The sequence below is a fragment of the Actinomadura rugatobispora genome (genome assembly GCF_042656285.1).
Lineage (GTDB): Bacteria > Actinomycetota > Actinomycetes > Streptosporangiales > Streptosporangiaceae > Spirillospora > Spirillospora rugatobispora.
The window spans coordinates 1-25,248 of sequence record NZ_JBHSON010000047.1 but is presented as its reverse complement, the minus strand read 5'-3'; the positions used below and the strand labels follow the sequence as shown (position 1 = coordinate 25,248).

Below are 25,248 nucleotides of genomic sequence, written 5' to 3'. Positions count from 1 at the left end.
GCGTCCCGCCCGGCCCTGGCCGGGTCAGTGGAAGTTGCGGGCGCGGACGCGGCCGGGAACGGGGAGCCGCCGCAGGCGCGTGGCGCGGATGTTGGTCACGCCGTCGGCGCGCTCCAGGCGCCCGTTGACCAGGAGGGCCTGCGCGTCCACCGCCAGGCCGCGGTGCCGCTGGAACACCTGCGGCGGGCAGATCACGTTGAGGATGCCGGTCTCGTCCTCCAACGTCATGAACACCATGCCGCCCGCCGTCGGCGGCCTCTGGCGGTGCGTGACGAGCCCCGCCACGACCACATTGGTGTCGCTCGGCACACCGGGGAGTCCGCGCGAGGGTGTCGCGCCCAGCTCGTCCAGGGCCTGCCGTACATGGGCCATGGGATGCGTATGCGAGACCCCCGTCGCCCACAGGTCGGCCAGGGTCTCCTCAACGGGAGTCATCGCGGGGAGCACGGGCGCGCTCGCGCCAGGGGTGACCCCCTCCAACTGCCCTGGCCCTGTCCCCGCCAGGGCACCCGCCGCCCACAGGGCCTCCCGCCTCGTCAGCCCCCCGGTGCCCTCGCCCTCCCGCACAGGGACCGAACCGAAGGCGCCCGCCGTCGCGAGGGCCTCCAGGGCCGCCGCCGAGAGACGGACGCGCCGGGCCAGGTCCTCCATGCTCGTGTACGGACGGCCCGCGGCGATGGCCTCGGCCGCCTCGTCGCCCAGGTTGCGGATGCCGATGAGCCCCAGGCGTATCGCAGGCTGCGGCTCCGACGGGGCGTGCGGATGGCCGCGCTCGACGGGCAGAGGTTCCTCCAGAGTCGGGTGAGCATCGCTGGCGTTGATGTCCACGCCCCGTACGACCACCCCGTGGCGGCGCGCGTCGGCCAGCAGCGACTGCGAACTGTAGAACCCCATCGGCTGGTTGCGTACGAGCGCCGCCGTGAAGGCCGCGGGGTAATGCCGCTTCACGTACGCGCTCGCGTAGACCAGGTGGGCGAAGCTCTGCGCATGCGACTCGGGGAAGCCGAAGCCCGTGAACCCCAGGATCTTCTCGTACACGTCCTCGGCGATATCGGCCGGGATCCCGCGCTCGGCCATGCCGTCCAGCAAGCGCTGCCTGAGCCGCTCCACCCGTTCCGGCGCGCGCTTGGCCCCCATCGCCTGCCGCAGCTCATCGGCCTCGGCGGGGGAGAAGCCCGCGCAGTCAACGGCCAACTGCATCATCTGCTCCTGGAACAGCGGAACGCCCAGAGTGCGGGCCAGCGCGCTCTCCATCAGGGGGTGCGGGCAGGTCGCCGCCTCAAGCCCCTTGCGCCGCCGCAGGTACGGGTGAACCGACCCGCCCTGGATGGGCCCCGGCCGGATGAGGGCCACCTCCACCACCAGGTCGTAGAACTCTCGCGGCCTGAGCCTGGGCAGCGTGGCCATCTGCGCGCGCGACTCCACCTGGAACACCCCGACGGTGTCGGCGTCCGACAGCATCTCGTACACCTTCGGGTCCTCCGGCGGGATCGACTGCAGGTCGAACCGCACCCCGTGATGCTCGGCCACCAGATCGAAGCAGTCGTGCAACGCCGCGAGCATGCCCAGCCCCAGCAGGTCGAACTTCACCAGGCCCGCCGCCGCGCAGTCATCCTTGTCCCACTGCAGCACGCTGCGCTTCGGCATCCGCGCCCACTCGATCGGGCAGATCTCCCCGACGGGACGGTCCGCGATCACCATGCCGCCCGAATGGATCCCCAGATGGCGCGGCAACGCCAGCATCCGCCCCGCCAGCCCCGTCACCGCCGCCGGGACCTCCGACTCCGTCCCCACCGGATCGCGGGGATCCATACCGCGCGACCAGGCGTCCTGCTGCCCCGGCGAGAATCCCAGCGCCCGCGCCGCGTCCCGCACCGCCATCCGCGGCCGGTAGGAGATGACGTTGGCGACCTGGGCGGTGCACTCCCGCCCGTACTTGTCGTAGACGTACTGGATGGCCTCCTCGCGGCGGCGGTGCTCGATGTCCAGATCGATGTCGGGCGGCCCGTCCCGTCCCGGCGACAGGAACCGCTCGAACAGCAGCCCGTGCCGCACCGCGTCCACCCCCGTGATCCCGAGCGCGAAGCAGACCGCCGAGTTCGCCGCCGAGCCCCGGCCCTGGCACAGGATGTTCCGCCTCCGGCAGAACTCCACGATGTCGTGCACGATCAGGAAGTAGCCCGGGAACCCGAGCCCCTCGATCACGTCCAGCTCCCGGGCGATCTGCGCGTACGCGCCCGCGACCTTCTCCCGCTCCGGCGGCCCGTACCGCTCCCGCGCCCCCTCCGCCACCAGGCGCCGCAGCCAGCTCGCCTCCGTGTGCCCGTCCGGGACGGGCCAGTCCGGCAGCCGCGGCGCCACCACCTGGAAGTCGAACGCGCACTCCCGCGCCAGCGCCACCGTCCGCTCCCGCACCCCCGGGAACCGCGCCAGCCGCGCGGCCATCTCCGCCCCGCTCCGGACGTGCGCCGTCCCGCCCGCGGGCAGCCAGCCGACCATGTCGTCCAGGCTGCGCCGCGACCGCACCGCCGCCAGCGCCTGGGCCAGCCGCGCATCCGGGCCCGGCGCCGCGAAGTGCACGTTGTTGGACGCCACCACCCCCACCCCGGCACGGGCGGCCAGCTCGAACAGCACGTCGTTGCGGGGATCGTCGCCCGGCTGGTCGTGGTCGATCAGCTCCACGAACACGCCGTCCCGGCCGAACATCCCGGCCAAACGGCGCAGCTCCCGCTCCGCCGCCTCAGGCCCGCCCCGCTCCAGCGCCGCCGGAACCGGCCCCTTCCGGCAGCCCGTCAGCACCGCCCACTGCCCGTCGTGGGCGGCGGCCAGCGCGTCCAGGTCGTACACGGGCCGGCCCTTCTCGCCGCCCGCCAGCTGCGCCGCCGTGATCGCCGAGCAGAGCCGCGCGTACCCCTCCGCCCCCCGCGCCAGGACGAGCAGATGCCGTCCCGCCGGATCCGGCTCCCCGGTCCGCGGCCCCGGCAGCTCCAGGCTCAGCTCGGCCCCGAACACCGTCCCGATCCCGGCCTCGCCCGCCGCCTGCGCGAACTGCACCGCCCCGTACATGCCGTCGTGATCGGTGATCGCCATCGCCTCGACGCCGAGCCGCACCGCCTCCGCCACCAGCGCGGCAGGGTCGCTGGCCCCGTCCAGGAAGCTGAACGACGAATGGCAGTGCAACTCCGCCCAGGGCACACCACCCCGCCGGACGACCGGTACGGGTTCGGGGGACACCGGAGGAGTGCTCTCGGGCTTCGAGCCGCGCCAGGAAAGGCGCTCCTCGAACTCGCGCCAGGGCACGGGCGGGTTATGCCACCCCATCGGCGCTCTCAGTCATAGGCGGCCTCCACATGCCAGGTGCCGTCCTCGACGGCGAGGAGGTAGGCGCGCCCGTCGTCGGTCACGGCCTGGAACCGGGCGCGGCGACGTGAACGGGCCGGATCCCACCACCGCTCGACGGCGGGCCAGGGCCCCGTCCAAGAGGTGATCGCCGTGCGCGGGCCGTCGCCGACCGCCAGTTGCGCGGGCGGCGCCGAGACCACGCACCGCGCCGACACGGTCACGGGGGAGCCCGCGGCGTCCACCACCCCCGCGGGCCACGGCCGGCGCGGCACCACCGCGGGCGCGGGCGCCGGGACCCGACCCGGCCACGGCCCGTCGCGCACATCCCCGGGAGGCAGGTCGCCGACCGGCACCTTCGCCACCCCCTCGCCCGGCCCCCGCCCACCGCTCAGGACCGGACGGGTGATCGCCCGATGCCCCAGCAGCGCCTGGATCCGGTCGGCCGCCCGCGCGATCCGCTCGGTGACCGCCGACCGCCCCCACAGCGACTGCTGCGTCCCCTCGTCCGGAACCAGCTGGTCAGGGGCCATCTCCAGCCAGACGACCCCGCCCCAGACGGCCTCGTCCCGCGGCGGCTCCTCCACGCCCTCGGCATCCACGCCGGACACGGGCCGCCCGCTCCGCCACGCCGCCAGCTGCCAGCGAACCCGCTCCGCCACCGCCGTCGCCGACAGCCGCCCCTCGTGCCGCCACAGCCGGCGCAGCACGTGCCCGTCGGCGAAACCGATCTCCACCTCGAGCCGCACACACGTCAGCCCGCCCGCCGCCAGCCCGTCGTGCAACTCCGCCGCCAGCCGCTTCGCCGCGAACACCACCTGCTCGCCCTGCCCCGCCGGAGGATCGAACTCGTTCCGGACCGACAGGTCGGCGGACGCCGGCGCGGGCGCCACCGGACGGGGCTCCTCACCGCGCGCCAGCCGATGCGCCAGCGCCCCATCGGCCCCGAACCGCCCCGCCACATGCCCCGACGGCAGCGCCGCGAAGTCGCCCAGCGTCCGCACCCCGAGCCGGTTGAGCAGGTCAGCCAGCTCCGGCCGTCCGAGCACGGACAGCGGATACGGCGCCAGGAACACCGCGCCCCGGCCCTCTTCGACGACCACGCCGCCCCCACTGCGCGCGGCCAGCTCCGCCGCGAACAAGCCGTCCGCCACGCCCGCACCGCAGTCGAACCCCGCCTCCACCACCGCGTCCTGAAGAAGCAGCCGCAACGCCTCCTCGCCCCCGTAAAAGCGCGCCGCCCCCCGCGCGGGAACGGCGCACAGCCCCGGACGCACCACCTCCACCTTGGGCGTGAGCTCCGCGACGGCATCGGCCACCTTCTCGAACAACCGCCCCTCGGCGTCGGTGTCCCGTTCCCGCACGACCAGGTCGGGGCAGCGCCGCTGGGCGTCACGGACGCGCTGCCCGCGCCGCACCCCTTCGGCCCTGGCCGCCGCGGTGCAGGCCGCCACCCTCGCGTCCACGACCACGGCCCCGGGCGTCGCCGCGTCCACCCCCACCGCCGTCACCGGCCAGTCGGGACACCAGATCACCAGCACCCGGCTCACCCGCCACCCCCGCCGACCACCGCCTCGACAGCCGCGGCCGGGCTGCCTTCGGTGGGACGATCCGTAACCCAGCCATCGACGGCGCCTTCAGCCGGACCCCCGCCGGGCGACGCGGTGTGCTCGCCCGCACGGACTTCCGGCCGCGGAATCGCGCGCATGTGGCCGGTCAGCCGATCTGAGGTGTCCGGCTGGGCCCGGCCGGCCACGACCTCCAAAGACGGCCGACTCCGCTCGCGCTCAACAGGCAGGACCTCCCCGCTCGGGCCGGGAAGCCAGACCAACGCCTGACGGCCCCGTCCCGGCGCGTCCTGCCCCTCAGCGGTGATCTGCGCACGGCGGCCCGTCAGAACGCCATGTCCGTCGCCGAGTCCTTCCCAGGTGGCCTCGTCCACGCGCAGGCGCAACCGCGTCCCGGGCCAGGTGCGTGCGAACGCCCCGGTGAGAGCCAGAACGCAACCGTGCTTGCGGGCCAGTGCGGACAGCCGTCTCACGGCGGTCGCCGAAGGGGCCTCGGGGGTACGGACCAGCACGAGATCGACCGCCTCGACCAGGGCCGCCACCACGTCCGGCCACCGATCACCCGGCTCGTCCACCAGCAGAAGCCGCTCCGGAGCCGCCCCCATGCCCGCGGCGGCCACGACCCCGAAGTCAGGCAGGCCGACGATCCCGCACCATCCGCCGGCCTCGCCACCCGATACCCCGGCCACGAGCGCCAGGCCGAGGGAGGACGCCCCGGGGCCGTCCAGGCCCACGATGGACCCCGGCCGCAGCCCCCCGCCCGGAATAGCCGGGCGCAAGGCGGGAAGCACCGGAACCAGATCCCGTGCGGCCGCCGTCGAGTCGAGCCGCAGAGCGTCCACAGATGCAAGCTCCGCCACCCGACAGCCTCCCTTCCCAGCCGCCTACAATCTCGAACATAGATTCGACCCGTGTCAAGTTATCGCAGGTCAACAAAGAGAAGAAAGCCACAACCCCCGTGCTCCCGCACACCAACCCGCGCCCACGGGCTAGCCACCGCCGCTGGTATCTACTGGCGGTGCTGGAGGCCACACAGGAGCGCTCGACCGGCGATGCCGGCGAACACGCACACCACTCGAAGGCCCACCGAGCCGAGAGATGAGAGCCCACTGATCGCCTCGGTGCGCCCTGAACAAGCGACCTCACTTCGCGACCCTGCCGTGACGCTCAAGACCGCGCTCTCCGGCTCCCGCCTATCGGGCACCTGCGCCAGCATTTGCTGGCGATGTTGGGGGGCAGCGCGGGGAGGGCCTCGACCGGCGATGTCGTCGGAGTCGCACACCGTTTACAGGATCACCGAGCCGAGAGTGAGGGCCCGCCGGATCGGCTCGGTGTGTCCTGAGCTCGCGACATGGCTTGTCGATCTTGCTGTGATGCTCGCCTGTGGCATTGCCCTGCGGCCCAGATGACGCGCCCACGCGAGGCCACTTCGTAGGGGCCAGGCCGACTCGCGGGCCGCGTCACATGAGCCGGGCTGCCCTTGGGGCACGACCGCCCAGTGCGGACGGGGCGCCACAGGTGGAGGCAGGGTTCTTGGGGCGAGGGGATGCCACACCTGTCCCGGACCGGCGGCAGCCTTCTGGGGTTCCGGCCCTGGCGCAGGCCGTGACGGGCAGGAGCCCCCGGGGAGCGGAGCCTGGTTCCGGCGCCCGACTTGAGCTGTGACCGTTGAGAGGCGGCGTCGTGGGCCGTCCGGGAGGTGGCTGGACGGGGAGTGGAGCATGAGAATGGTCTTATCGGTGATGTTTGCATGGAGTGGGGCATGGTGAACGAACTTCGCGCTGTCGAGTGGGTCGGAGACGGGCTGCGGCTCATCGACCAGACCGTGTTGCCCGGCCGGTTCGAGCATCTCGATGTGCGTGACACCGGCACGCTGGTCGATGCGATCCGGCGGCTGGTCGTGCGAGGGGCTCCTGCGCTCGGGGTCGCCGGGGCGTTCGGTGTGGTGATCGCCATGATCGAGGCCGAGCGTCAGGGCTGGGACGACGCCGAGCGGGACGCGGCCGTCGAACGGATTCGGACGGCCCGGCCAACGGCCGTGAATCTCGCGGCCGGTATTGATCGGGTTGTGCCGTTCGTGCCTAAGGGCGTCGAGGCCGTGGTCGCCGAGGCCCAGAAGTTGCTGGACGAGGACGTGCTGGGGAATCGGGCCATCGGCAAGGCCGGGGCCGACTGGATCCTCGCACGCGCAGGGAAGCGGCCGCTGCGCGTACTGACGCACTGCAACACCGGAGCGCTCGCCACGGCCGGGTGGGGGACGGCGTTCGGGGTGATCCGCGAACTGTCCGAGCTGGGAGCGCTCGAGGTGGTGTACGCCGACGAAACCCGCCCGCTTCTGCAGGGCTCCCGGCTCACCGCGTGGGAGCTGGAGCAGGTGGGCATCCCCTATCTCGTCCAGGCGGACGGCGCGGCGGCGAGCACGATCCTGCGGGGTCTGGTCGACGTGGCGATCATCGGCGCGGACCGGATCGCCGCCAACGGGGACACCGCGAACAAGATCGGATCCGTGGGGGTGGCTCTGGCCTGTGCGGACGCGGGCATCCCGTTCATGGTCGCGGCTCCCTGGAGCACCATCGATCTGAGTACGCCATCCGGTGCCGGGATCCCCATCGAGGAACGACCCGGTGACGAGGTGCTGGCCTGGGCGGGGAACCCCGTCGCCCCGGAGGGCGCCCGAGGATTCAACCCGGCGTTCGACGTCGTCCCGGCGCGGCTGGTGACCGCGCTGGTCACCGAGACCGGTGTGCTCGAAGTCTCAGAGGGCGTGACGCCGCGGGACTGACCCGGCGGACGGAAATCGCTCCATCCCCGCGCAAGCTTCGGGTAGGCGAGGCGGGAGCCAGCGCCGGGAGTCGATCTCAACGCCGAGGTGGCGGCAGTTCCAGCAGGATGAAGAACCACTGGTCGCGTTCGGCGAGGGAGCCGCCCTGGCTCTGTTGGACGAAGCAGGCGTCCTCGAACATCAGCGTCTGCCCGGTGGCCAGGAACGCCGAGCGGCACAACACGTGCGGCGTATTGGACATGGCCCATGTGCAGCGGCACATCGCCACGCCCTGGGGGCGCCGTTGCGCAGTTCGACGCTCCCCTGATGGCGAACCTGTTGAAGCCGACGGGCACCGACTGGTTGCTCACCGTCGACCTGCGGGAGTTCTTCGACCGGCCCGTCGATCACCATTTCGTGCTGGGGCTGCCGGCATCGCACTTCGAGCGTCGGCTTGACTGCACCGGGCCCACGGTGGTGAGGCTTTGACGAAGATCGCCTTGGTTTCGCCGTCGGTAAGGCCCTTGAGCCGTCCCCCACACCGCAACGAACCCGACCTGCACACCTTCCATCGCTGGCTGCGCCAGCGCATCGAGGCGACATCTGCTCCTGTCAAACACGGGCTGGCCTGGAGAATCATGGCGCCGGCGAAGCCGCCGGGCTGTGGGTCCGACGTGCTCTGTAGAAGGCGCTGCTGGAACCGGGGGCGGCCAATCCGCGCGCGATGGTCAAGAGGTGCTACCAGAATCAGCGGACGAGGTGTCTCCAGCAGATGAGGGCTGCGGCCAGGGTCATGGCCGCCTCGTGGATGTGGTCGCGGATCTCCCACGGATGCGTCAGCGGCGGAACCAGTGCAGGAGCCCGATGGTGCGTTCGACGACGTACCGGGCTCGGACCTGTTCTGGGCCACACCCCATCCTGCTGGCAGCGCTCGCAGACACCGGTTACTGGACCTTGCCTACGAACTGCTCATGCTGGACACACCGCCATCCTGGCCGGCGATGATCGACCGCGGCGAGACCACCATCCAAGAGGACTGGTACGGTATCGCCGATGACGGCTCCGCTCGCGCCTCCCTCCACCATCACAGTAAGAGCGCGGTCATCACCTTCCTGCACCATCACACCGCCGGGATCCAACTGCGACCAGGTGTGCACGGCTACCGCCATTTCGACATTTGCCGGGCTCCTGGGCGGCGTCTGGCGGTCAACTGACATGGGCCGAAGCCGAGTTCGACTCTATCTACGGACGTGCCGCCCCCTGCCTGGCGCAACACGAACGCCGCTTCCACCTGTGGGTCACCGTGCCCCTCGCACGGCCGCCACCATCACCTTGCCCGGCGGCCGCGCCTTCGAAGCCATGCCCGGAGACCATCGCGCGACCTGTGTCATGGAGGGCCGCCGAGCCGCACCAGCACAAGGGATCCGGCTCTGCTTTCCTTCTCAGACAACCGGCTGTATCGCAGTCGGAGTCGTTATCTCGCAGGTGTAGTGGTGCAGGGGACATCGGCGGAAAGCCTTGATGCTCTGGGCGTCGATGATGGGGGTGCCGGTTTCTGCCTTTCGGGCTTGCCGCCGGCGGGACGGGCTGCTGCCAAGAGCCCGGTGAGTTGGGCGCGAATACCAACGGTTTCCCAGTCGGGGGTGTACGCGGTCTGTTCGGACGCTGCAGTGGCGCAAAAGGCCACCTCAGGAAATGGTGTTAGGGCCGACGCGCGCCCTGGATCGAACCATCGTGCTTGCGGACTTCGGCTACGCCCATAATGGTCGTGAGATCGGTGGCGCCGGTGCCCGGTGGTGGCCGGAACAGGCCTGCGGGTCCGGAGCGTTGTCCACCTCCGGTATCGATGAAACAAGTCCAGACAGGCAGGCCGTATCTAGGCTGAGGGGTGCGCAGCCCCAGTTCTTTCCTCACCGTAAACCACGTATACGTCCGACCGAAATTTGGTACAGGTCGGCTTTTCTGATATCTCGACCCTTGTCCGCGGTTACCATGTTCAACGGGAGTGTTTGCGGAAACAAGGTGGTCGGCGGACAATGATCACGCGACGGGCGTTGATATTGGGGGCTTCGGAGTTCCGTACGGGTATCGGGGAACTTGCTGGTATGGAAGCACTCCCTTTCGTCAGTGCGCGGCTTGAGGAATTCGGCGAGGCCCTCGCGAACTTCGGATATTCCTGTGTTACGCACGGCATCACTCCTCCCGGTCCGAGTAGTCCGCTCATGGGCGCCCTGGTTTATGACCACGTGACCCGGAATGACCAGCCAGAATCGCTGATCGTTCACGTCCTGAGCCATGGCGACCGCGCACCCGCATCGGGAAAGCTTTATGCGATCGGCTCCGACGGGACGCTGCACAGCGCTACGGACATTGAAAGTTGGATCACCCAGGTAGAGGATTTTCCGAACCGGCCTTACACTCTGTTCCTCCTTGACCTCTGCTATTCGGGCGCGGTCGCGAAACTTCCCTGGACCTTCCGCGAAAAAGAGAATCGGCGGGCCTGGGTCATCGCGGCATGTTCGGAAGACCGGGCCGCATATGAAGGGCATTTCACCCAGGCTCTCTCGAACGTCCTCAATGCGATCAGGCTTGGCAGTCTCGATATCCACAAGACCGTGAAGCACGTCCCCCTCGAGACGATCAGCCGAGAACTGAAGCGTGAGGTACAGCGGATCGCGGAAGCGGAGGGAACTTACACTCAGTTGGTCACCACGACCATGGTGGATCTCTCCCATTCGCTCGACCTCCCCTTCTTTCCGAATCCGTCCTATGAGGAGCGTGAACTCGTCTCGGCGGAGCACGACCTCGACGACATGCTCCTGGCATTCGTGGACGATCTAGATGAGGGCTTGGACGCCTACCACTTCCTGGACCGGGCCGCCGGTCGCGGGCCGCTGGCCGGACGGGTGACCAAGGGATGCTTTTCCGGCAGGACGGTGGAACTGGAGCAGCTCGGGGGGATTATCCGCGGCGTCGGCCCGGTTCCCGCGATCTCCGTGGTCACCGGAAGCCCCGGGGTCGGGAAGTCGGCGCTTCTCGGATTGATCGTCAGTGCGGCTCATCCGCTGTTGCGAGAACGGACACGGGGCATCTGGGAGCACGCGGCCCCCTGGCTTCCAGTATCCGAGAACATCGCCGCGGTCCACGTCCGCCAGAGAGGCATCGCGGAGGTGACCGCCTCCCTCTTCCGCCAGCTCCAGCTCAGCACGCTGGAGGCGGAGCTCACGCCGCAGACACTGATCAATGAGGTCGTCAAGCTGCCGTCTGAACCCGTCATCGTCCTCGATGCGCTGGATGAGGCGCACGACGTCATCCGGCTCATGAACGAGCTCATTCTACCGCTGTCCCACGCGGTGAATCGCGCCGGACGTCCCTGCTGCCGACTGATCGTGGGTATGCGCCCGTGGGGCGACCTCAGCCCGTTGATCAGGTCCGCGAAGCGCCTAGGGAGCCTGATCAACCTCGACCAGGCGGATCGCACCAGACTCGGCGCCGACATCTCCGCCTACGTCTCCTCTCTGTTGAGCACCTGGCCCGCATTGAGCGGCGACGAATCCAGAGAAGTGCGCGACGCTTTCGCGACCACGGTCGGGAGCACCCTGACCGCGCAGCGCTGGTCAGAGGAACGTTGGGGCGAGTTCCTCGTGGCCAGTCTGTACGCCTACCACTTCGTCACGCAAACCGCGTTTCCGATAAGTCCGGGACAGGCCGCTAGCCTCGGCAGGGAGGTGCCGCTCACACTTCCCGGAGTGTTCGAACTGGACCTTCTCATCCGGCAACCGGACGGCCTGCTGCGACCGGTGCTCGCCGCGATCGCGCGGGCACGAGGGCATGGGATGCCAGAGGACCTGGTCCGGCGGGTGCTGCCGGCGTTCCTTGTCGGCGCGCCGAGCCCTGCGCCCGAACGCAATGCCACGATCCGCGCGATCGAGGCGGTCCGGTTCTATCTCCGTACGAAGCCCGATTCCGATGGAACGACGCTCTACCGGCTGTTCCATCAGGGGCTCGCCGACCATCTCACGGCCTTCCCGATAGAGGACGGGCAGCCCGCTCCCAGCGGCCTGCCGGAACGGATCCTCGAACTCATGCTCGCTTCACTGCGGCGGTCGTCGCTGGGTGGGTATTCATGGGGGACCGCACGGCCGTATCTGCTCCGTCATGCGATCCAGCACGCGGGGGACGCCGGGCGTACCGATGATCTGATGATGGATCCCGGATTTCTGGTACGCGCCGACCCTTACACGCTGTTCCCTGAGTTCGACAAGGTCTATTCGGACGCGGCCCGGAACTCGGCCATCGCCTACAGAGCGTCCGTGCGCCGGCACCGAGGCGTGGGATGGCGGGAGCGACAGCAATTGCTCGCGATCGACGCGGTGCGTTGCGGTGCCTCTGAGCTGGCCGGCCGGCTGGTCGAGATCAAGGACCATCCCGTGCTCACCTGGTTGCCCGCCTTCGCCGGCGACAATGAGACGAAGCGCAGGCCGCCCAATCTGGGTGGAGCCGCCAACACGGGCGACGTCTACGCCGTCGCCATTGCCGTGGTCGAGGGCATGCCGCGGGCGATCACGGGGAACAGCGACGGCACCGTGCGCGTCTGGGACATGCGGACCGGAGCCATGGTGGGCGAGCCACTGGTCGGGCACGTGGACGGCGTCCGTTCTGTGGTCTCCGGCGTCGTCAACGGGCGTGCCCTGGCATTCTCCGGTGGGGCGGACGGCCGCATCTGCGTGTGGGACCTGCTGACACAGGCTCAGGTCATGGAGCCGGTCCAGGCGCATAATGACTGGGTGCGCAGCATGGCCTGCCTGGAGCAGGACGGCCGACTGATCGTCGTCTCCGGAAGCGCCGACCAGACGGTCCGCGTCTGGGACGCCGAGACCATGATGCCCCGCGGACCCGCCTTGGAGGGCCACACCAACTGGGTCCGCGGCGTCGCCGCCGTCGGATACGAGGGCAGGACGGTGGCGGTGTCCGTCAGCCCGGACAACACCGCACGCCTGTGGTACCTCGACACCGTGAACGACCTGCAGCCGCCCTTGACCCGTGAGAAGCACGCGATCCGCGCGGTGTCCTGCACGAAGATCGACGGCAGGCCGGTCGCGCTCACCGGTGGCGCCGACGGGACCGTGCGGGTCTGGGATCTGAGAACGCGTTCGCAGCGCGGCGAGGCCATGGCCGGCCACGCCGGCGGCGTCTGGGCGATCGCCTGTTGTCAGATGAACGGACGCCCCACGGCCGTCGTCGGGGATAATGACGGATTCCTGCGCATTTGGGATCTCCGAACCCGCCAGCTCATCCGCGAACCGCTGAAGGCGCATTCCGACTGGCTCGGAGCGGTGGCCTGCATCGAGACATCGGACGGCGTATTCGCGGCGACCGGTAGCGGCGACGGCACCACCCTGATCTGGGATCTCACCACCGGAACCCGGACGGCAGGGCCGCTGACCACCCATTCAGCCCGGACCACCGCGATCGCCAGCGTCGAATACGAGGGCCGGTCACTCGGAGTCGTCTGCGCGGAAGACGGGCGCGCTCGTGTCTGGGATCTGCGCGCGGGTAAGCCCGTGGGACAGTCGTGGGAGGTGCCCGGGGACATCACGGCATGCGACATGCTGGTCGAAGCCGGCACGCCGTACTGCGCGATCGGCGGAACCGGCGGCCTGGAGGTCCGCTCGGTCGGCTGGGCCGAGAACGAACTGATCTGGCGCAGCGGCACCGTTTCCCGCCCGGCGGTCACAGACGTTCGGATCGCCCGGTTCGACGGTCGGCGGTTCGCGATCGCGGTCTCCAGGGAGCAGGGGCTGAGCGTATTCGACCTCCAGCATGGGACGCCGGAGTGGCAGCTGAAGCCGACGATCGGCCCGGACGTGCGTGTCGTGGCAACGACGACGGTGGCCGGCAGGCCCGTGGCCGTGATCGCCTCGACCGAGGGGGAACTGGCGACCATCGATCTCATCGACCGTCGAGAACGTCTACTGGGCATCGTTCGGGACAGAGAGATGACCAAGGTCGCATGCCTGGGAGCGAAGGTGGTCGTGGGATCCACTGACGGACGGGTCGGGATGTGGAATCTGTCCGACGAGGTTCAGACGGCCGAGCTCGCGGCCGAATCTGGAATCGCCGTCTGCGCGCTGGCCTGCGGTGTGATCGATGGCATTCCCGTTACCGTTGCCGGATTCGCGAACGGGGTGGTGAGCAGCTGGGATCTCAACGACGGGCGGCGGCTCGAAGATATCGCTCTGGCGGGAACGGCCGACTCCTTGGAGATCAGCGCCGATGGAATGCTGCTCATCGGAAGCGGATGGCAGTTCATCGGCCTCAAAAAGAGACGGCCGTCGGCGCCGAACAGCAGGATCACGTAGGTGAGATCATGGATGTGGAGTTCTCATGGCGCGCATAGCCGTCATCGGTCCCGGTGCGGTCGGGTCCGTCTTCGCGGCACTTGTCAGCGAGCAAAAGGATCACGATTTGGTGGTCTGCGCGCGGAGCGTCCCGCCAGACAAGATCGTCGTGGAGTCGGAAAGCGGGACGCGAGTATGCATCCCTGACGCGATACTGGCCGATCCCGCCGAGGTCGGCGAACCGGTCGACTGGGTCTTCCTAGCGATCAAAGCGCACGACACGGCGGGCGCGGCGCGCTGGCTCGCGGGTCTCTGCGACGAAAGGACGACAGTGGTGGTCCTGCAGAACGGTATAGGCCATCAGGCCAGGGTGGCACCGCATGCGCCTACAAGTGTGGTCCTGCCGGCGATCGTCTGGTGTCCGAGCGAGGTCGTCGGCGATGGGCGCGTCTCGCTACGAGGCCCGGTCCGGGTCGGCGTGCCCGACTCCCCTGCGGGGAGCGACCTCATTGATCTCCTCGATCCCACCGAAGCCCGAGTCGAACTGGTCGCCGACTTCACCACGCATGCCTGGCGAAAGATCTGCGCCAATGTCGTAGCCGGTCTCATGGTGCTGACGGAGCGCAGAGCCGAGGTCTTCTCCCTGGCGGGAATGCGCGCCCTCGCTCACCAGCTCGCGTGCGAGTCGGCCTCGGTGGGAAAGGCGGAGGGCGCGCGCCTGGATGTTCGGGCGGTGGCTGACGCGATTATTGCCGAGCTTGTCTCCATGCCGTCGGATATGGGCACGTCCATGCTGTTCGACCGCCTCGCCGGCCGCCCGACCGAATGGCGTGAGATTCACGGTGTCGTCCAGGAACTCGGAAAATCACACGGCATTTCCACCCCGGCGCTCGACGTCATCGTTCCTTTGCTTCAGGCCACGTCCGGCCGGCAGGAGCAGGGGTAGCGTTTCCGGCACGATCAAAGGCCGTTCAGGTGGGCCGCGACCACCGGGCTCCGCAGATAACTCTTGGCCGTATGGAAATCCCAGTCAGCAATCGTGATCGCCGGCGCTTCCCAGTCAATGCCCCGGAACCGCCCTCCCAGGCCTCGGCGGGGAAGGGCGACCAGGTCCCCGGCATCCGCCAGGTTGATCCACCGGCGCACTCCGGGGGGACGCTCCCCCCAGCCCTGTGAGGGGGCCGGTTGGAGCCGGTCGAAGACGACGTTGGGCATGCCCAGAGGGCTGCCCAACGTGACCAGCAGATCGACGCGGAGTTCCGGACAGGCCCACAACGCCTCATATACAACGACGCTGCCGAGCGAGTGCGCGACCACGATGACCGGCTCGCCGCTCCCTCCCCTCTCCCGGATCGCCGTGGTGACGGCACCTCGCGCTGTCAAGCGCCGATGACCGGTCCGTTCGTTCAGGTAAGAACCGAGTTCGCGAACGAACATCATCGCGAAGCGGCTCGCCAAGGCCCCGTACCGGATGGTCAGCCAGTCGGCGGCGGCCCGGGCTCGAGCGAGGCGCGGACCTTGGGCCGCCCGGCGGGCCGGCTGCATCTGCTCGACCCACTCGATCAGGAGATCCTGCTCGAGGTCGTCCAGCAGTCCTGGATCTTCCGGCCCTTGAGCCGCTCCGCGGTGCAGGTGGTGAGCGTAGTAGGCGACCTGGACTCCGCTCGGCATCGCGTCCTCGCGCAGTCCCGCCGAGGTCAGACCGGCCCTGAGCCAGGACGTCCAGTCCAGGCTGATGGCCTCGCCCGCCGCCGTCAGGTCCCGGGTGGAACGGTAGTAGCGGTAGTTCAGGATGCCGTGAACGCCGATGATCACTGTCACCGTGACCCCGATTCCTGGTGGTGGTGAACGTCAAACTACCTGCGGACGAAGCCAAATATTGGGCGATTCGACTCAATCGCGCTGGGTTCGAATACCTGGTACCTCCCTAGGGGGCAGGGAAGGGCCGATGAGACCATGTTCCGCTGCTTGAAGACATACGGTCCCTCCTTGCTCCGCAAGCCTGCCGGAGTTGGCGGCGGGTGTCACGGCCGACCGGCTGAAGATCCGCCCGTAAACGGGATCTCGATGAATATGGCGGTCCACTTTCGGGTCACTGCTTCCGGGTCAGTCGAGTTCCGGCTCTGTCCCGTAATCGGTGATGGTGGTGAGTCACCGGTGGCAGGGTGGAGTGCACGGGAGATCAACAATCTTGCGGGCATGCCGAACCATCGCGGATGGGACGTGATCACAGCGCCCGTCGTGCTCGGACTTCGAGCGGCCCACCGGCCGCAGGATGCCGATGCCGGTGGCCAAGGACATCGTGAGGTGCAGGGACAGGTGCTGTGGTGGGTGCGGCTCGTGTCGGTCGAGGATGTCGTGCTGGCGCCTCACTCGCTCGACCAGCCACGTCACCACCCGTCGAACCTTTCGTCAGGCGCAGCCACACCTTCCGGCGCCCGTCGGCCGCCGGAACCGGTCCCTGGCCGGCGCGGGTTTCGCGAACACGCGCCGCGCTGCGCTCTCCGCCCCCGGCGACGGGTTGCGTGCCGCGGCCGCTTCATGGCGGCCCGGAGACCGGTCGGCCATCACGCCTGCTGCGATTCCGGCGCCGGCGGGCCGAGCGGCGCACGCCCGAGGCGATGGTGCGCGGTCGTCGCGACAGGCTCATCAGCGTGGTGTTGTTCTCTGGAGGAGCCCAAGCCCCGGGCCATGCCGCGGATCGGTGACACCTTCAGAAGAACCCCGGGGCGCGAGAAGATGACTTACGAGGCCGAGAGGGAGAACCGCTCGGCGAAGGCGGACATCTCATCGCGCTGCTGTTCCAGTTCCCTGGCGGAAGGGGCCACCATGATGCGGGTCACGCCTTGTGCGGCGAGATCCTCGACCTGTTCGGCCGACATGTCGATCGTTCCCCATCGCGTGTATTCGAGCGCGCCGGGATCGCGGCCGGCCTCGACTGCGGCGATTTTGGCCAGCTCCCATTGCGCCGCGCGTTCTTCCGGGGTGAGTGCGCCGCCGGGGAAGTAGCCGTCCCCGCGCTGCCCGGCGCGGCGTGCTGCGGCCCGGCTGGAGCCGCCGACATGGATCGGCAGGTGCGTGACTCCGTGCGGCTTCGGATAGCTGGTTATGTGATCGAAGCCGAAGAACTCGCCGTCGAAGCTGACGCCTTTCTCGTCGCCTTGCCAGAGCAGCCGCAACACGTTGATGGCCTCGTCGGTACGGCGTCCGCGCGTGTTGAAGTCGACCCCCATTGCCTGGGCCTCGCCGGGCAGGGTGCCCAGCCCCACGGTGAGCAGCCGCATTCGTCCCTTGGACAGGACATCGATGGTGGCCAGGCGCTTGGCCAGGACCACTGGGTGGTGATAGGGCAGCAGCAGTACGGCGGTGCCGAGCAGGATGCGCCGGGTGGCCGCTGCGGCGAAGGCCAGGCAGTCGAGTGGATCGGGATAGGGCAGGGATGGGGGGATCTCAAATGAGCCGTATCCGGCGCCGGGATACAGCACAGTGTGCTCTGGCAGGTACAGCCCCTCAAAGCCGCAGTCCTCGGCATGCCGGGCATAGGCCACGAGCCTGTCGGGGGCGAGCCCGTCGGCTGGGAAATAGTTGATCGCGAATTTCATCGTTCTCCCCGAGATCGGTTCCCGGCACGCTACAACGTTGACATCGGCGTCAAGGCAAATGCCTCCGGACGGGTCCCCAGCCCGGGTGCGGCGGGACAGGCGATATGCGCCGTCTCGGCCGGATCATCGCCGATCGCGTTTCATCCGAGGTCAGATGTGTGAAACCCGTGCGGTCGGCTGGCCGGGCCGGTATTTCTGTCCGCCGCGTCTTGGTGAGTGCGGGATCGCCGAGCGATCTGGCCGGTGACGCTCGCCTCCGGCATGGCCCCACCGGCCAGGTGACGCGCTCGCTCGGGGTTCGGGTCCGCTTCGAGACAGGCCGTGGCACAACCGGTGGATCGGCGTGCGGATCGAACGATCCCTGATCGGCTACGTCCACTGATCAAGTCCTTGCCGGCTCCGAATCGCGGTCAGCGATCGCGTGGCGAGTGCCCTGGTTCATTGCTTTTCGGGGCGTACTGGGAGCGGATCGGGTGGCAGCGCTATGAGGGTGGTCGTTCCCGCGGTGCTGGTGGCCGGGGGGCGGGTTCTTGCGGTGATGAGAGGGCTTGGAGGGCTTGGATTCTTTGCGGGGTGGCGTGGCGGGGCGTGTAGGGGCCTGGGGGGAGGGTGTCCGCGCGGCCCTTCTCGTAGACGGTGAGTGATTTGGTGAGGCCCAGTGGGACCAGGAGCAGTTCGGTGATGAGGCCCTTCCAGGCGTAGTAGGTGTTGATCGCTCTTGCCGGATAGACGCAGGGGATGTTGGCCAGGATGCGGAGGAGTGGGATGCGGCGGCGTCTGGCGGCGTAGATGAGCGGGGGCGCCATGAGAAGGAGTTCGGTGCCCCACCACCAGGCGAGAGCCTGCTCGACGGGCATGTGCCAGGTGACGGTGAGCAGGATCGGCGTCACCCACCACAGGGGCGCGAAGAGGATCTCCAGGACGGCCAGCAGGACCCACAGGGCGAGCATGGGCTTGCGGACGACCAGCCGGCCCAGGTGGAGCCGTACGTTCTGGAAGAAGCCGGCCATCCAGCGGCGGAGCTGGCGGCGCAGGTAGGGGAGGGTTTCGGGGTCGGCGGCCCAGGCCACGGCGTCGCCCACGTAGACGGCCCTGTGGCCGGCGATCTGGGCGGACCAGGTGAGGTCCATGTCTTCGACGATGGTGCGTTCGGGAAATCCTCCGTGCTCGAGGAGGAGGTCGCGGCGGAAGGCCGAGCAGCAGCCGGAGCAGACCATCGGGCTGGCCGCGCTTGCCTGGATGGGGCGGTGCCAGTGAAACCCGAACAGGTACTCGATCGAACGGCCGCGTTCCCAGAGCGTGCGGGTGAAACGGGTCTGGACGTTGCCGGCCGCGATCGCGACGGAGGGGTCGCCGAAGGCGGGCTTGAGGCGTTCGATGTAGTCGGGTGCGAGGACTGTGTCGGCGTCGACGGCGAGGACGAGGTCGCCCAGGCAGTGCGGGAGGGCGTGGTTCTGGGCCCTGGCCTTGCTGCCGAGATTGCCGGGCGGCCGCAGCACGGTGGCACCGTACGAGCGGGCGACCTCGCCGGTGCGGTCGGTGGAGCCGTCGTCGACGACGATGATCTGGTCGGCCTGGTCGGTCTGCGCCAGCAGGGACGCCAGCGTGGCGGGCAGGCCCTGCTCTTCGTTGTGCGCCGGGACGATGACGGAGACCTTCATCGCGGCCTCCGGAAGGCGCACGCGGTGATCATGATGACCCACACCGTGCCGTAGACGAGGTTGCTGATGCCGATGCCGGGTATCGTGCCGTTCATTCTCGCTCTCCTTTCTCGATTCCGGTGCCGCCATCGTCGGAGGGGCGGGCGGGGGTCCGCCAGGGGGAGCGGAAATTGTGGATAACTTCGCGGAGTGAGTTATCCACAGGCCGATCGGAATCGGGAACTGTCGCTGCCGATGCGTACAATCCCTCGGCATGAGGGGTAACGGCCGGAAGGGGCGATGCCGGTGACGGCGGCCGGTGACAGGCCGGGACCGGCCGTACTGGAGGCGGTCCTCGAACGGATCACGTACGCGAACGAGGACACCGGCTACACCGTCGCGCGGGTCGCGACCGAGCGGTCCGGGGGCGATCTGCTGACGGTGGTGGGGGCGCTGCTGGGGGCGCAGGTCGGGGAGAGCCTGCGGCTGACCGGGAGATGGCGGTCCCATGCCAAGTACGGGCGGCAGTTCGAGGTGGATTCGTACACGACGGTGCTGCCGGCCACCGTGCAGGGCATCCGGCGCTACCTCGGCTCGGGGATGATCAAGGGCATCGGGCCGGTGATGGCGGACCGGATGGTGGGCCATTTCGGCACCGACATCCTGCGGATCATCGAGGAGGAGCCCGAGCGGCTGGTGGAGGTGCCGGGCCTGGGGCCCAAGCGCACCAAGCGGATCGGGGACGCCTGGGAGGAACAGAAGGCGATCAAGGAGGTGATGGTCTTCCTCCAGGGCGTGGGAGTGTCGACCTCCCTCGCCGTGCGGATCTACAAGCAGTACGGGGACGCGTCGGTGGACACGGTGCGGCGCGAACCGTACCGGCTGGCGGCGGACGTGTGGGGGATCGGGTTCAAGACCGCCGACACCATCGCCCAGGCGGTCGGCATCCCGCACGACAGCCCGGAACGGATCAAGGCGGGGCTGCAGTACACGCTGTCGGAGGCGGCCGACGACGGGCACTGCTTCCTGCCCGAGCCGAACCTGATCACGGCGGCGGAGAAGATCCTCGGTGTGCCGCGTGAGCTGATCGGGCCCGCGCTCGACGGGCTCGCGCAGGAGGAAGGCGTGGTCAGGGAGGCGATACCGGGCACCGGTGAGGACGCGGCCACGGTCCCGGCGGTGTACCTGGTGCCGTTCCATCGTGCCGAGCGTTCGCTGGCGAACGGGTTGCGGGAGTTGCTGCACGCCGGGCACGACCGGCTGAAGGCGTTCGCCGACGTGGACTGGGACAGGGCGCTGGCCTGGCTGCGCAAGAAGACGGGTGCCGATCTGGCGGCCGAGCAGGAGGAGGCGGTACGGCTCGCGCTGACCTCCAAGGTCGCGGTGCTGACCGGCGGCCCAGGCTGCGGCAAGAGCTTCACGGTGCGGTCGATCGTGGAACTGGCGGCCGCGAAGAAGGCGAGCATCGTGCTGGTCGCGCCCACCGGGCGGGCCGCGAAGCGGCTCGCCGAGCTGACGGGGTACGAGGCCGCCACCGTCCACCGGCTGCTGCAGCTGCAGCCCGGCGGGGACGCCAAGTTCGACCAGGACAATCCGCTGGACGCCGATCTGGTGGTGGTCGACGAGAGCTCCATGGTCGACCTGATCCTGGCCAACAAGCTGGTCAAGGCGATCCCGCGCGGTGCCCACCTGCTGCTGGTCGGGGATGTCGACCAGCTGCCCTCGGTCGGTGCGGGAGAGGTCCTGGCCGACCTGCTGGCGGCCGAGGTCGTCCCGCGGGTACGGCTGACCAAGATCTTCCGGCAGGCGCAGCAGTCGGGCATCGTGGTGAACGCCCACCGGGTGAACTCGGGCGATCACCCGCACACGCACGGCTACCCGGACTTCTTCCTGTTCCCGTGCGAGGAGCCGGAGGCCGCCGCGGAGCTCACCGTGGACGTCGTCGCCAACCGCGTACCGCGCAAGTTCGGCCTCGATCCGCGCCGCGACGTGCAGGTCCTCGCGCCGATGCATCGGGGGGCCGCGGGCGCGGGCACGCTCAACGGCCTCCTGCAGGAGGCGCTCACGCCGCACCGGGACGAACGGTCCGAGCGCCGTTACGGCGGCCGGGTCTTCCGCGTGGGAGACAAGGTCACGCAGCTGCGCAACAACTATGACAAGGGGGAGGCGGGCGTTTTCAACGGCACCGTGGGGGTGGTGACGTCGGTGTCCCTGGAGGAGCACATGTTGACCGTCCAGACAGACGAGGACGAGACCATCGACTACTCCTTCGACGAACTGGACGAACTGGCCCACGCGTACGCCATCACCATCCACCGATCACAGGGCAGCGAATACCCGGCCGTCGTCATTCCGCTGACGACAAGCTCATGGATGATGCTGCGGCGCAATCTCCTCTACACGGGAATCACCCGGGCGAAGAAACTCGTCGTGCTGGTCGGCTCACGCCGGGCCCTGGCCGCCGCCGTTCGTACGGCCGGGGCAGGACGCCGCCACACCGCCCTGGCCCACCGCCTCGGCGCCGCCTGAGGCGTGCCCGTTTTGGGGGAGTGCCTGTCTCGGAATTGCTTCAGGCACCGCGCGAGCGTGGCGCCCAAGTGGTGAGGCGAGGCGTTAGTTTTTGGGTTTCAGGGTGGTGAGGTTCAGGCCGGTGAAAGGGTCGGTGGTTATTTTGTGGAGGCGTTCGGACCATACGAAATGGTCGTGGGCGGACCACAGGGGGATGGCCGCCATGTCCCGAAGAAGGGCCGACTCGGCCAGGCGGGCGGGGGTGACGCCAGCGTCCGGAGTGGGGGCGCTTTCCGCTTGGGTGATGAGGTCTGAGACGTCCTCGCCCTCGTAGCCGGTGCCGGCTTCCAGGAGGGGGCGAAGGGCTGCGACGGGGGCGGGGTAGGGCGTGGTGGTGTGGACGACGAAGGGGCCGTCGACCTTTCGTTCGTCCAATGCCGTGCGGAGTTCTGCCGCAGTGACCCGACGGGGTTGGACGTCGATGGTCAGCGTCTTGCGAAGTTGTTCGGCGACGGCCTCCACCCAGGCGGCGTCGGACGCCTCATGCCACAGGTTGAGCGTGCCGTTGAGGCCGCCCGCGTCGGTCAGGGCGGCGGTGGCCGCGCGGGGGTCGTGAATGCAGAGACGGCATTGACCTTCGCGTCGGCCTGGAAGGACTCCCGGTGGCACCAGGGAGTTGGCCGGGGTGGCCTGATGTCCCAAGGGGCCTTCCGTTATCGCGCTGCGGTCGATGGCCATGGAGAGGGTCTGGCGGATGGCAGGGGTGAAGCGGTCCTCCCATGAGGGGAAGGCGAGGTAGGTCATGGCCCGTCCGGGCAGGGTGAGGTGCCGGTCGCGGAACTCGGTGTCCATCGTCTCGTGGCGGTCGGACGGGACGGCCGTGGCGACGTCCAGGCGGTTCAGTTCTACGGCCGAGTACTGGTCGCTCGGTTTCGGGATGGACTTCACCACGATGGTGCGGGCGTTGGGGCGTTCCAGGACGGTCTCGCGCCCGTGGGAGGTGATGCGGTAGGGGCCGTTGCCTATGGGACGACGCCCGTACGCGGCCCAGTCGCGGGAACGGAGCACGCTCTCAGGCATCGGCAGGAAGGCCGGGTCACCCAGTAGGGCGGGGAAGCCGTTGAGGGGGCGGTCCAGGGTGACCTCGAAGGTCCGGTCGTCGGTGACCTTGAGGCCCTTGAGCCCGGCCGTTTCGCTGATCGTGCGTGCGCCGTGCCAGCCCTCGCGTACGACTGCCGTCCAGGCGTCGGTGAAGGAGCGGGCCGTGACGGGCGTGCCGTCGTGGAAGCGGCCGCCGGGCCTGAGGCGCACGGTCCAGACCTTGCGGTCCCCGGAGGTGACCGACTCGGCGGCGGCCGGGACGGGGGAGCCGGTGCGCGGGTCGTAGGACATCAGGCCCGTCCAGACGGCGCCGGCGATCATCCGGCCGGTGGCGTCCCGGACGTCGCCGGGCACGAGCGTCGCGGCCGGCGCGGCGCCGACCGACAGGCGCGGGTCGTCCGGGTCGCGCAGCGCCTTCATGGCGGCCAGGGGCGCCACCAGCATCGCCACCGCCCCGGCGACCAGTGCGGCGGTACGCGCGACGCTGTTCAAAAGCCGCTCCCAAGGCGTTGACGACGACGCCGGTGAGCGTACGGCACGGCCGTCCGGGTCGGGAAGGCCGCGCCGCACCTTCACCGTCGGTGGATTACAGCCTGGCCGTGGACATTTTGTGACTCATCGCCGATTGATCATGAACATCCGACAGTTCAGACTTGGCTCGGGCGATACCCGCCAGGACTTCCCCGCTGAAGGTGGAGGCGCGATGTCGGCGCGCACGCAGGTCGAACGCTTGCAGGAGCCCGCGCGCCTTGGCGCGCCCACACGGAGCAGACGTTCCAGACGCGTTCTTTTCGGAGCGGCCGGCACCGTTGCCGTCGCCATGCTCACGGCCGGAACCGCCTGGGCGTGCCCACCCGAACCCGGTAACCAGCAGACGCGCGTAGGCGGGGTGGCCCAGGCCCAGGGCGAGGGACGTGACCTCGGGGGCCACTCAGGGCACGCACCCCGTGCCGTGGACAAGGCGTCGTCGAAGGCGTCCGACGCGGTCAAGGGCGTTCAGCGTGTCGGAAACGTGCCCGATGCCAAGGAGTCCACGTCGCTGGTCTTCATGGACTACGGCGAGGGGCGCGGCAAGCGCACCATCATGTACGTGAGCGGCCGGTTCGGCCTCAAGGGGTACGACATCAGCGCCGACCCGCGCAGCCCCAAGCTCGTCGGCTCGTTCGACCTGCCCGGGTTCTGGCAGGGCGAGGACACCGAGGCCGACCACAAGCGCAAGATCATCTACCTCTCCCGTGACCCCCGCGCGTTCGGCGGCACCACCGACACCGGTGAGTCAGGGGTGTACGTCATCGACGTGTCCAAGCCGGAGAGCCTGAAGCAACTCGCCTATCAGGTCATCCCGGCGGGGCATACGACGTCGTGCGTCAACGACTGCCGCTACCTGTGGACGGGCGGCCCGGCCAAGGCGAACTGGATGCCCGAGGACTGGGGCGGCCGTCCCGTATGGGTGACGGACGTACGGAACCCGCGCAAGCCCAAGGTCTTCAAGCAACCCATCGACACCGGGCGCAACGACGGCAAGACCGACTACACCCACGACATCCAGGTCGACTCCAGCGGTGTCGCGTGGGCCTCAGGGCGTGGCGGGGTGCGCGGCTACCACACCAGCGGGCGCCACTACGACCCGGTGAAGAAGCGCATCCGTACGGCGACGGCCTGGGACCCGGTGCCGTACGCGGGCGGAGGCATCGACGAGGCCACGACGAACTCCTCGTTCATGCACAACAGCTACCGGGCCGTGGGACGTACACGCGACCAGGGCCCCGACCCGCGCCAGTGGGGCGACGGCCAGACGCTCATCGTCACGGAGGAGACCTTCAACGACGGGTGCGTGAACGACGGTCTCCTGGTCATCGCCTCGCTCAAGGGCTCCTACGGCGGGCAGGGCTGGCGTTCCACCCCGGAGAAGCCGTTCCGCCTGCGCACGCTCGGAACATGGAGCGTCGCGGGACAGGAGGGCAGCCTCCCGAACGCGGAGGAGTGCTCGGCCCACTACTTCGACATCAGGGACGGCGTGGTCGTGCAGTCGTTCTACCAGCAGGGCACGCGCTTCATCGACGTCCGCGATCCCACCGACCCCCGCCAGATCGCCTACTTCCGGCCGGGCGACGCGATGGCCTGGGCGTCGTACTACCACGGCGGCTACGTCTACGTCGCGGACCACAACCGTGGGATCGACGTGCTGAAGCCCACCTTCCGGTAGCAGTTGTCGCGGTCGCCGAACGGCGCGTCCCACGGTCGGACGGCGTCCGCAGAAGAGAACCAGTCGGGCCACGCGGGGGGGGTGCCCGTCCGTCGCACTCGTCAGGAGGCTCCCTCGTGCCACCCGTGTCCGCGCGTACGACCCGTACCCTCACCGCCGGGCTCTTCGCCGCCGCCCTCGCC

The 25,248-nt window shown here is 69.2% G+C and carries 15 protein-coding genes; 7 read left to right on the top strand and 8 right to left on the bottom strand.

All coding sequences use genetic code 11. The annotated features are described in order from the left end of the window. Positions 1-24 precede the first annotated feature (24 nt). Genes ACFPZN_RS30255 through ACFPZN_RS30245 form a run of 3 tightly spaced genes read right to left on the bottom strand, consistent with a single transcriptional unit; the run spans position 25 to position 5,749 of the window. The gene (locus tag ACFPZN_RS30255; protein WP_378285656.1) at positions 25-3,300 is read right to left on the bottom strand and encodes an error-prone DNA polymerase; all 3,276 of its coding nucleotides are present in this window, start codon (positions 3,298-3,300) and stop codon (positions 25-27) included. A 29-nt stretch (positions 3,301-3,329) separates the two neighbouring features. Continuing rightward, complete coding sequence (locus ACFPZN_RS30250; RefSeq protein WP_378285655.1) at positions 3,330-4,889, bottom strand: DNA polymerase Y family protein; 1,560 nt, start codon at positions 4,887-4,889, stop codon at positions 3,330-3,332. Then, positions 4,886-5,749, bottom strand: coding sequence for a hypothetical protein (locus ACFPZN_RS30245; protein WP_378285654.1), 864 nt, complete (start codon positions 5,747-5,749; stop codon positions 4,886-4,888). Before ACFPZN_RS30245 ends, ACFPZN_RS30250 begins: the two co-directional genes overlap by 4 nt. A gap of 920 nt (positions 5,750-6,669) precedes the next feature. On the opposite strand from ACFPZN_RS30245, the gene mtnA reads away from it, so the two are divergent. After that, positions 6,670-7,689: an S-methyl-5-thioribose-1-phosphate isomerase gene (mtnA, locus tag ACFPZN_RS30240; RefSeq protein WP_378285653.1), complete on the top strand. Its 1,020-nt coding sequence runs from the start codon at positions 6,670-6,672 to the stop codon at positions 7,687-7,689. A 76-nt stretch (positions 7,690-7,765) separates the two neighbouring features. Here mtnA and ACFPZN_RS30235 read toward each other — a convergent pair whose 3' ends face one another. Further along, positions 7,766-7,930: a hypothetical protein gene (locus ACFPZN_RS30235; RefSeq protein ID WP_378285652.1), complete on the bottom strand. Its 165-nt coding sequence runs from the start codon at positions 7,928-7,930 to the stop codon at positions 7,766-7,768. Positions 7,931-7,995: 65 nt separating this feature from the next. Between ACFPZN_RS30235 and ACFPZN_RS30230 the strand changes: the two genes are divergently transcribed. The 4 genes from ACFPZN_RS30230 to ACFPZN_RS30215 all read left to right on the top strand — a co-directional run bounded on the left by ACFPZN_RS30230 (position 7,996) and on the right by ACFPZN_RS30215 (position 14,955). Next, positions 7,996-8,157 carry a hypothetical protein gene (locus ACFPZN_RS30230; protein WP_378285651.1) on the top strand — a complete coding sequence of 54 codons (162 nt, stop codon included), beginning with the start codon at positions 7,996-7,998 and terminating at the stop codon, positions 8,155-8,157. A gap of 362 nt (positions 8,158-8,519) precedes the next feature. Further along, positions 8,520-8,882, top strand: a complete 363-nt coding sequence (locus tag ACFPZN_RS30225) for an alpha-L-rhamnosidase-related protein (protein ID WP_378285650.1) — start codon at positions 8,520-8,522, stop codon at positions 8,880-8,882. Between the two features lie 891 nt (positions 8,883-9,773). Then, on the top strand, positions 9,774-14,030 hold the full coding sequence (locus tag ACFPZN_RS30220) for a hypothetical protein (protein WP_378285649.1): 4,257 nt from the start codon (positions 9,774-9,776) through the stop codon (positions 14,028-14,030). A gap of 25 nt (positions 14,031-14,055) precedes the next feature. Then, a complete protein-coding gene (locus tag ACFPZN_RS30215) occupies positions 14,056-14,955 on the top strand; it encodes a 2-dehydropantoate 2-reductase (RefSeq protein WP_378285648.1) in 900 nt (299 codons plus the stop codon). 14 nt (positions 14,956-14,969) lie between these two features. Here the strand turns inward: ACFPZN_RS30215 and ACFPZN_RS30210 are convergent, their stop codons facing one another. The 3 genes from ACFPZN_RS30210 to ACFPZN_RS30200 all read right to left on the bottom strand — a co-directional run bounded on the left by ACFPZN_RS30210 (position 14,970) and on the right by ACFPZN_RS30200 (position 19,293). Continuing rightward, positions 14,970-15,830 carry a hypothetical protein gene (locus tag ACFPZN_RS30210; RefSeq protein ID WP_378285647.1) on the bottom strand — a complete coding sequence of 287 codons (861 nt, stop codon included), beginning with the start codon at positions 15,828-15,830 and terminating at the stop codon, positions 14,970-14,972. Between the two features lie 923 nt (positions 15,831-16,753). Next, positions 16,754-17,611 (bottom strand): TIGR03619 family F420-dependent LLM class oxidoreductase, encoded by an 858-nt coding sequence (locus tag ACFPZN_RS30205; protein ID WP_378285646.1) that lies wholly within the window; start codon positions 17,609-17,611, stop codon positions 16,754-16,756. A 482-nt stretch (positions 17,612-18,093) separates the two neighbouring features. Then, on the bottom strand, positions 18,094-19,293 hold the full coding sequence (locus tag ACFPZN_RS30200; RefSeq protein ID WP_378285645.1) for a glycosyltransferase family 2 protein: 1,200 nt from the start codon (positions 19,291-19,293) through the stop codon (positions 18,094-18,096). A 258-nt stretch (positions 19,294-19,551) separates the two neighbouring features. Between ACFPZN_RS30200 and recD2 the strand changes: the two genes are divergently transcribed. Further along, positions 19,552-21,780, top strand: coding sequence for an SF1B family DNA helicase RecD2 (gene recD2 / locus ACFPZN_RS30195; protein ID WP_378285644.1), 2,229 nt, complete (start codon positions 19,552-19,554; stop codon positions 21,778-21,780). An 84-nt stretch (positions 21,781-21,864) separates the two neighbouring features. Here recD2 and ACFPZN_RS30190 read toward each other — a convergent pair whose 3' ends face one another. Continuing rightward, positions 21,865-23,352: a peptide ABC transporter substrate-binding protein gene (locus ACFPZN_RS30190; protein ID WP_378285643.1), complete on the bottom strand. Its 1,488-nt coding sequence runs from the start codon at positions 23,350-23,352 to the stop codon at positions 21,865-21,867. Between the two features lie 520 nt (positions 23,353-23,872). Here ACFPZN_RS30190 and ACFPZN_RS30185 point away from each other — a divergent pair. Next, entirely contained in the window at positions 23,873-25,066 is a 1,194-nt protein-coding gene (locus ACFPZN_RS30185; protein WP_378285642.1) for an LVIVD repeat-containing protein, read from the top strand. The last annotated feature ends 182 nt before the right edge of the window (positions 25,067-25,248 follow it).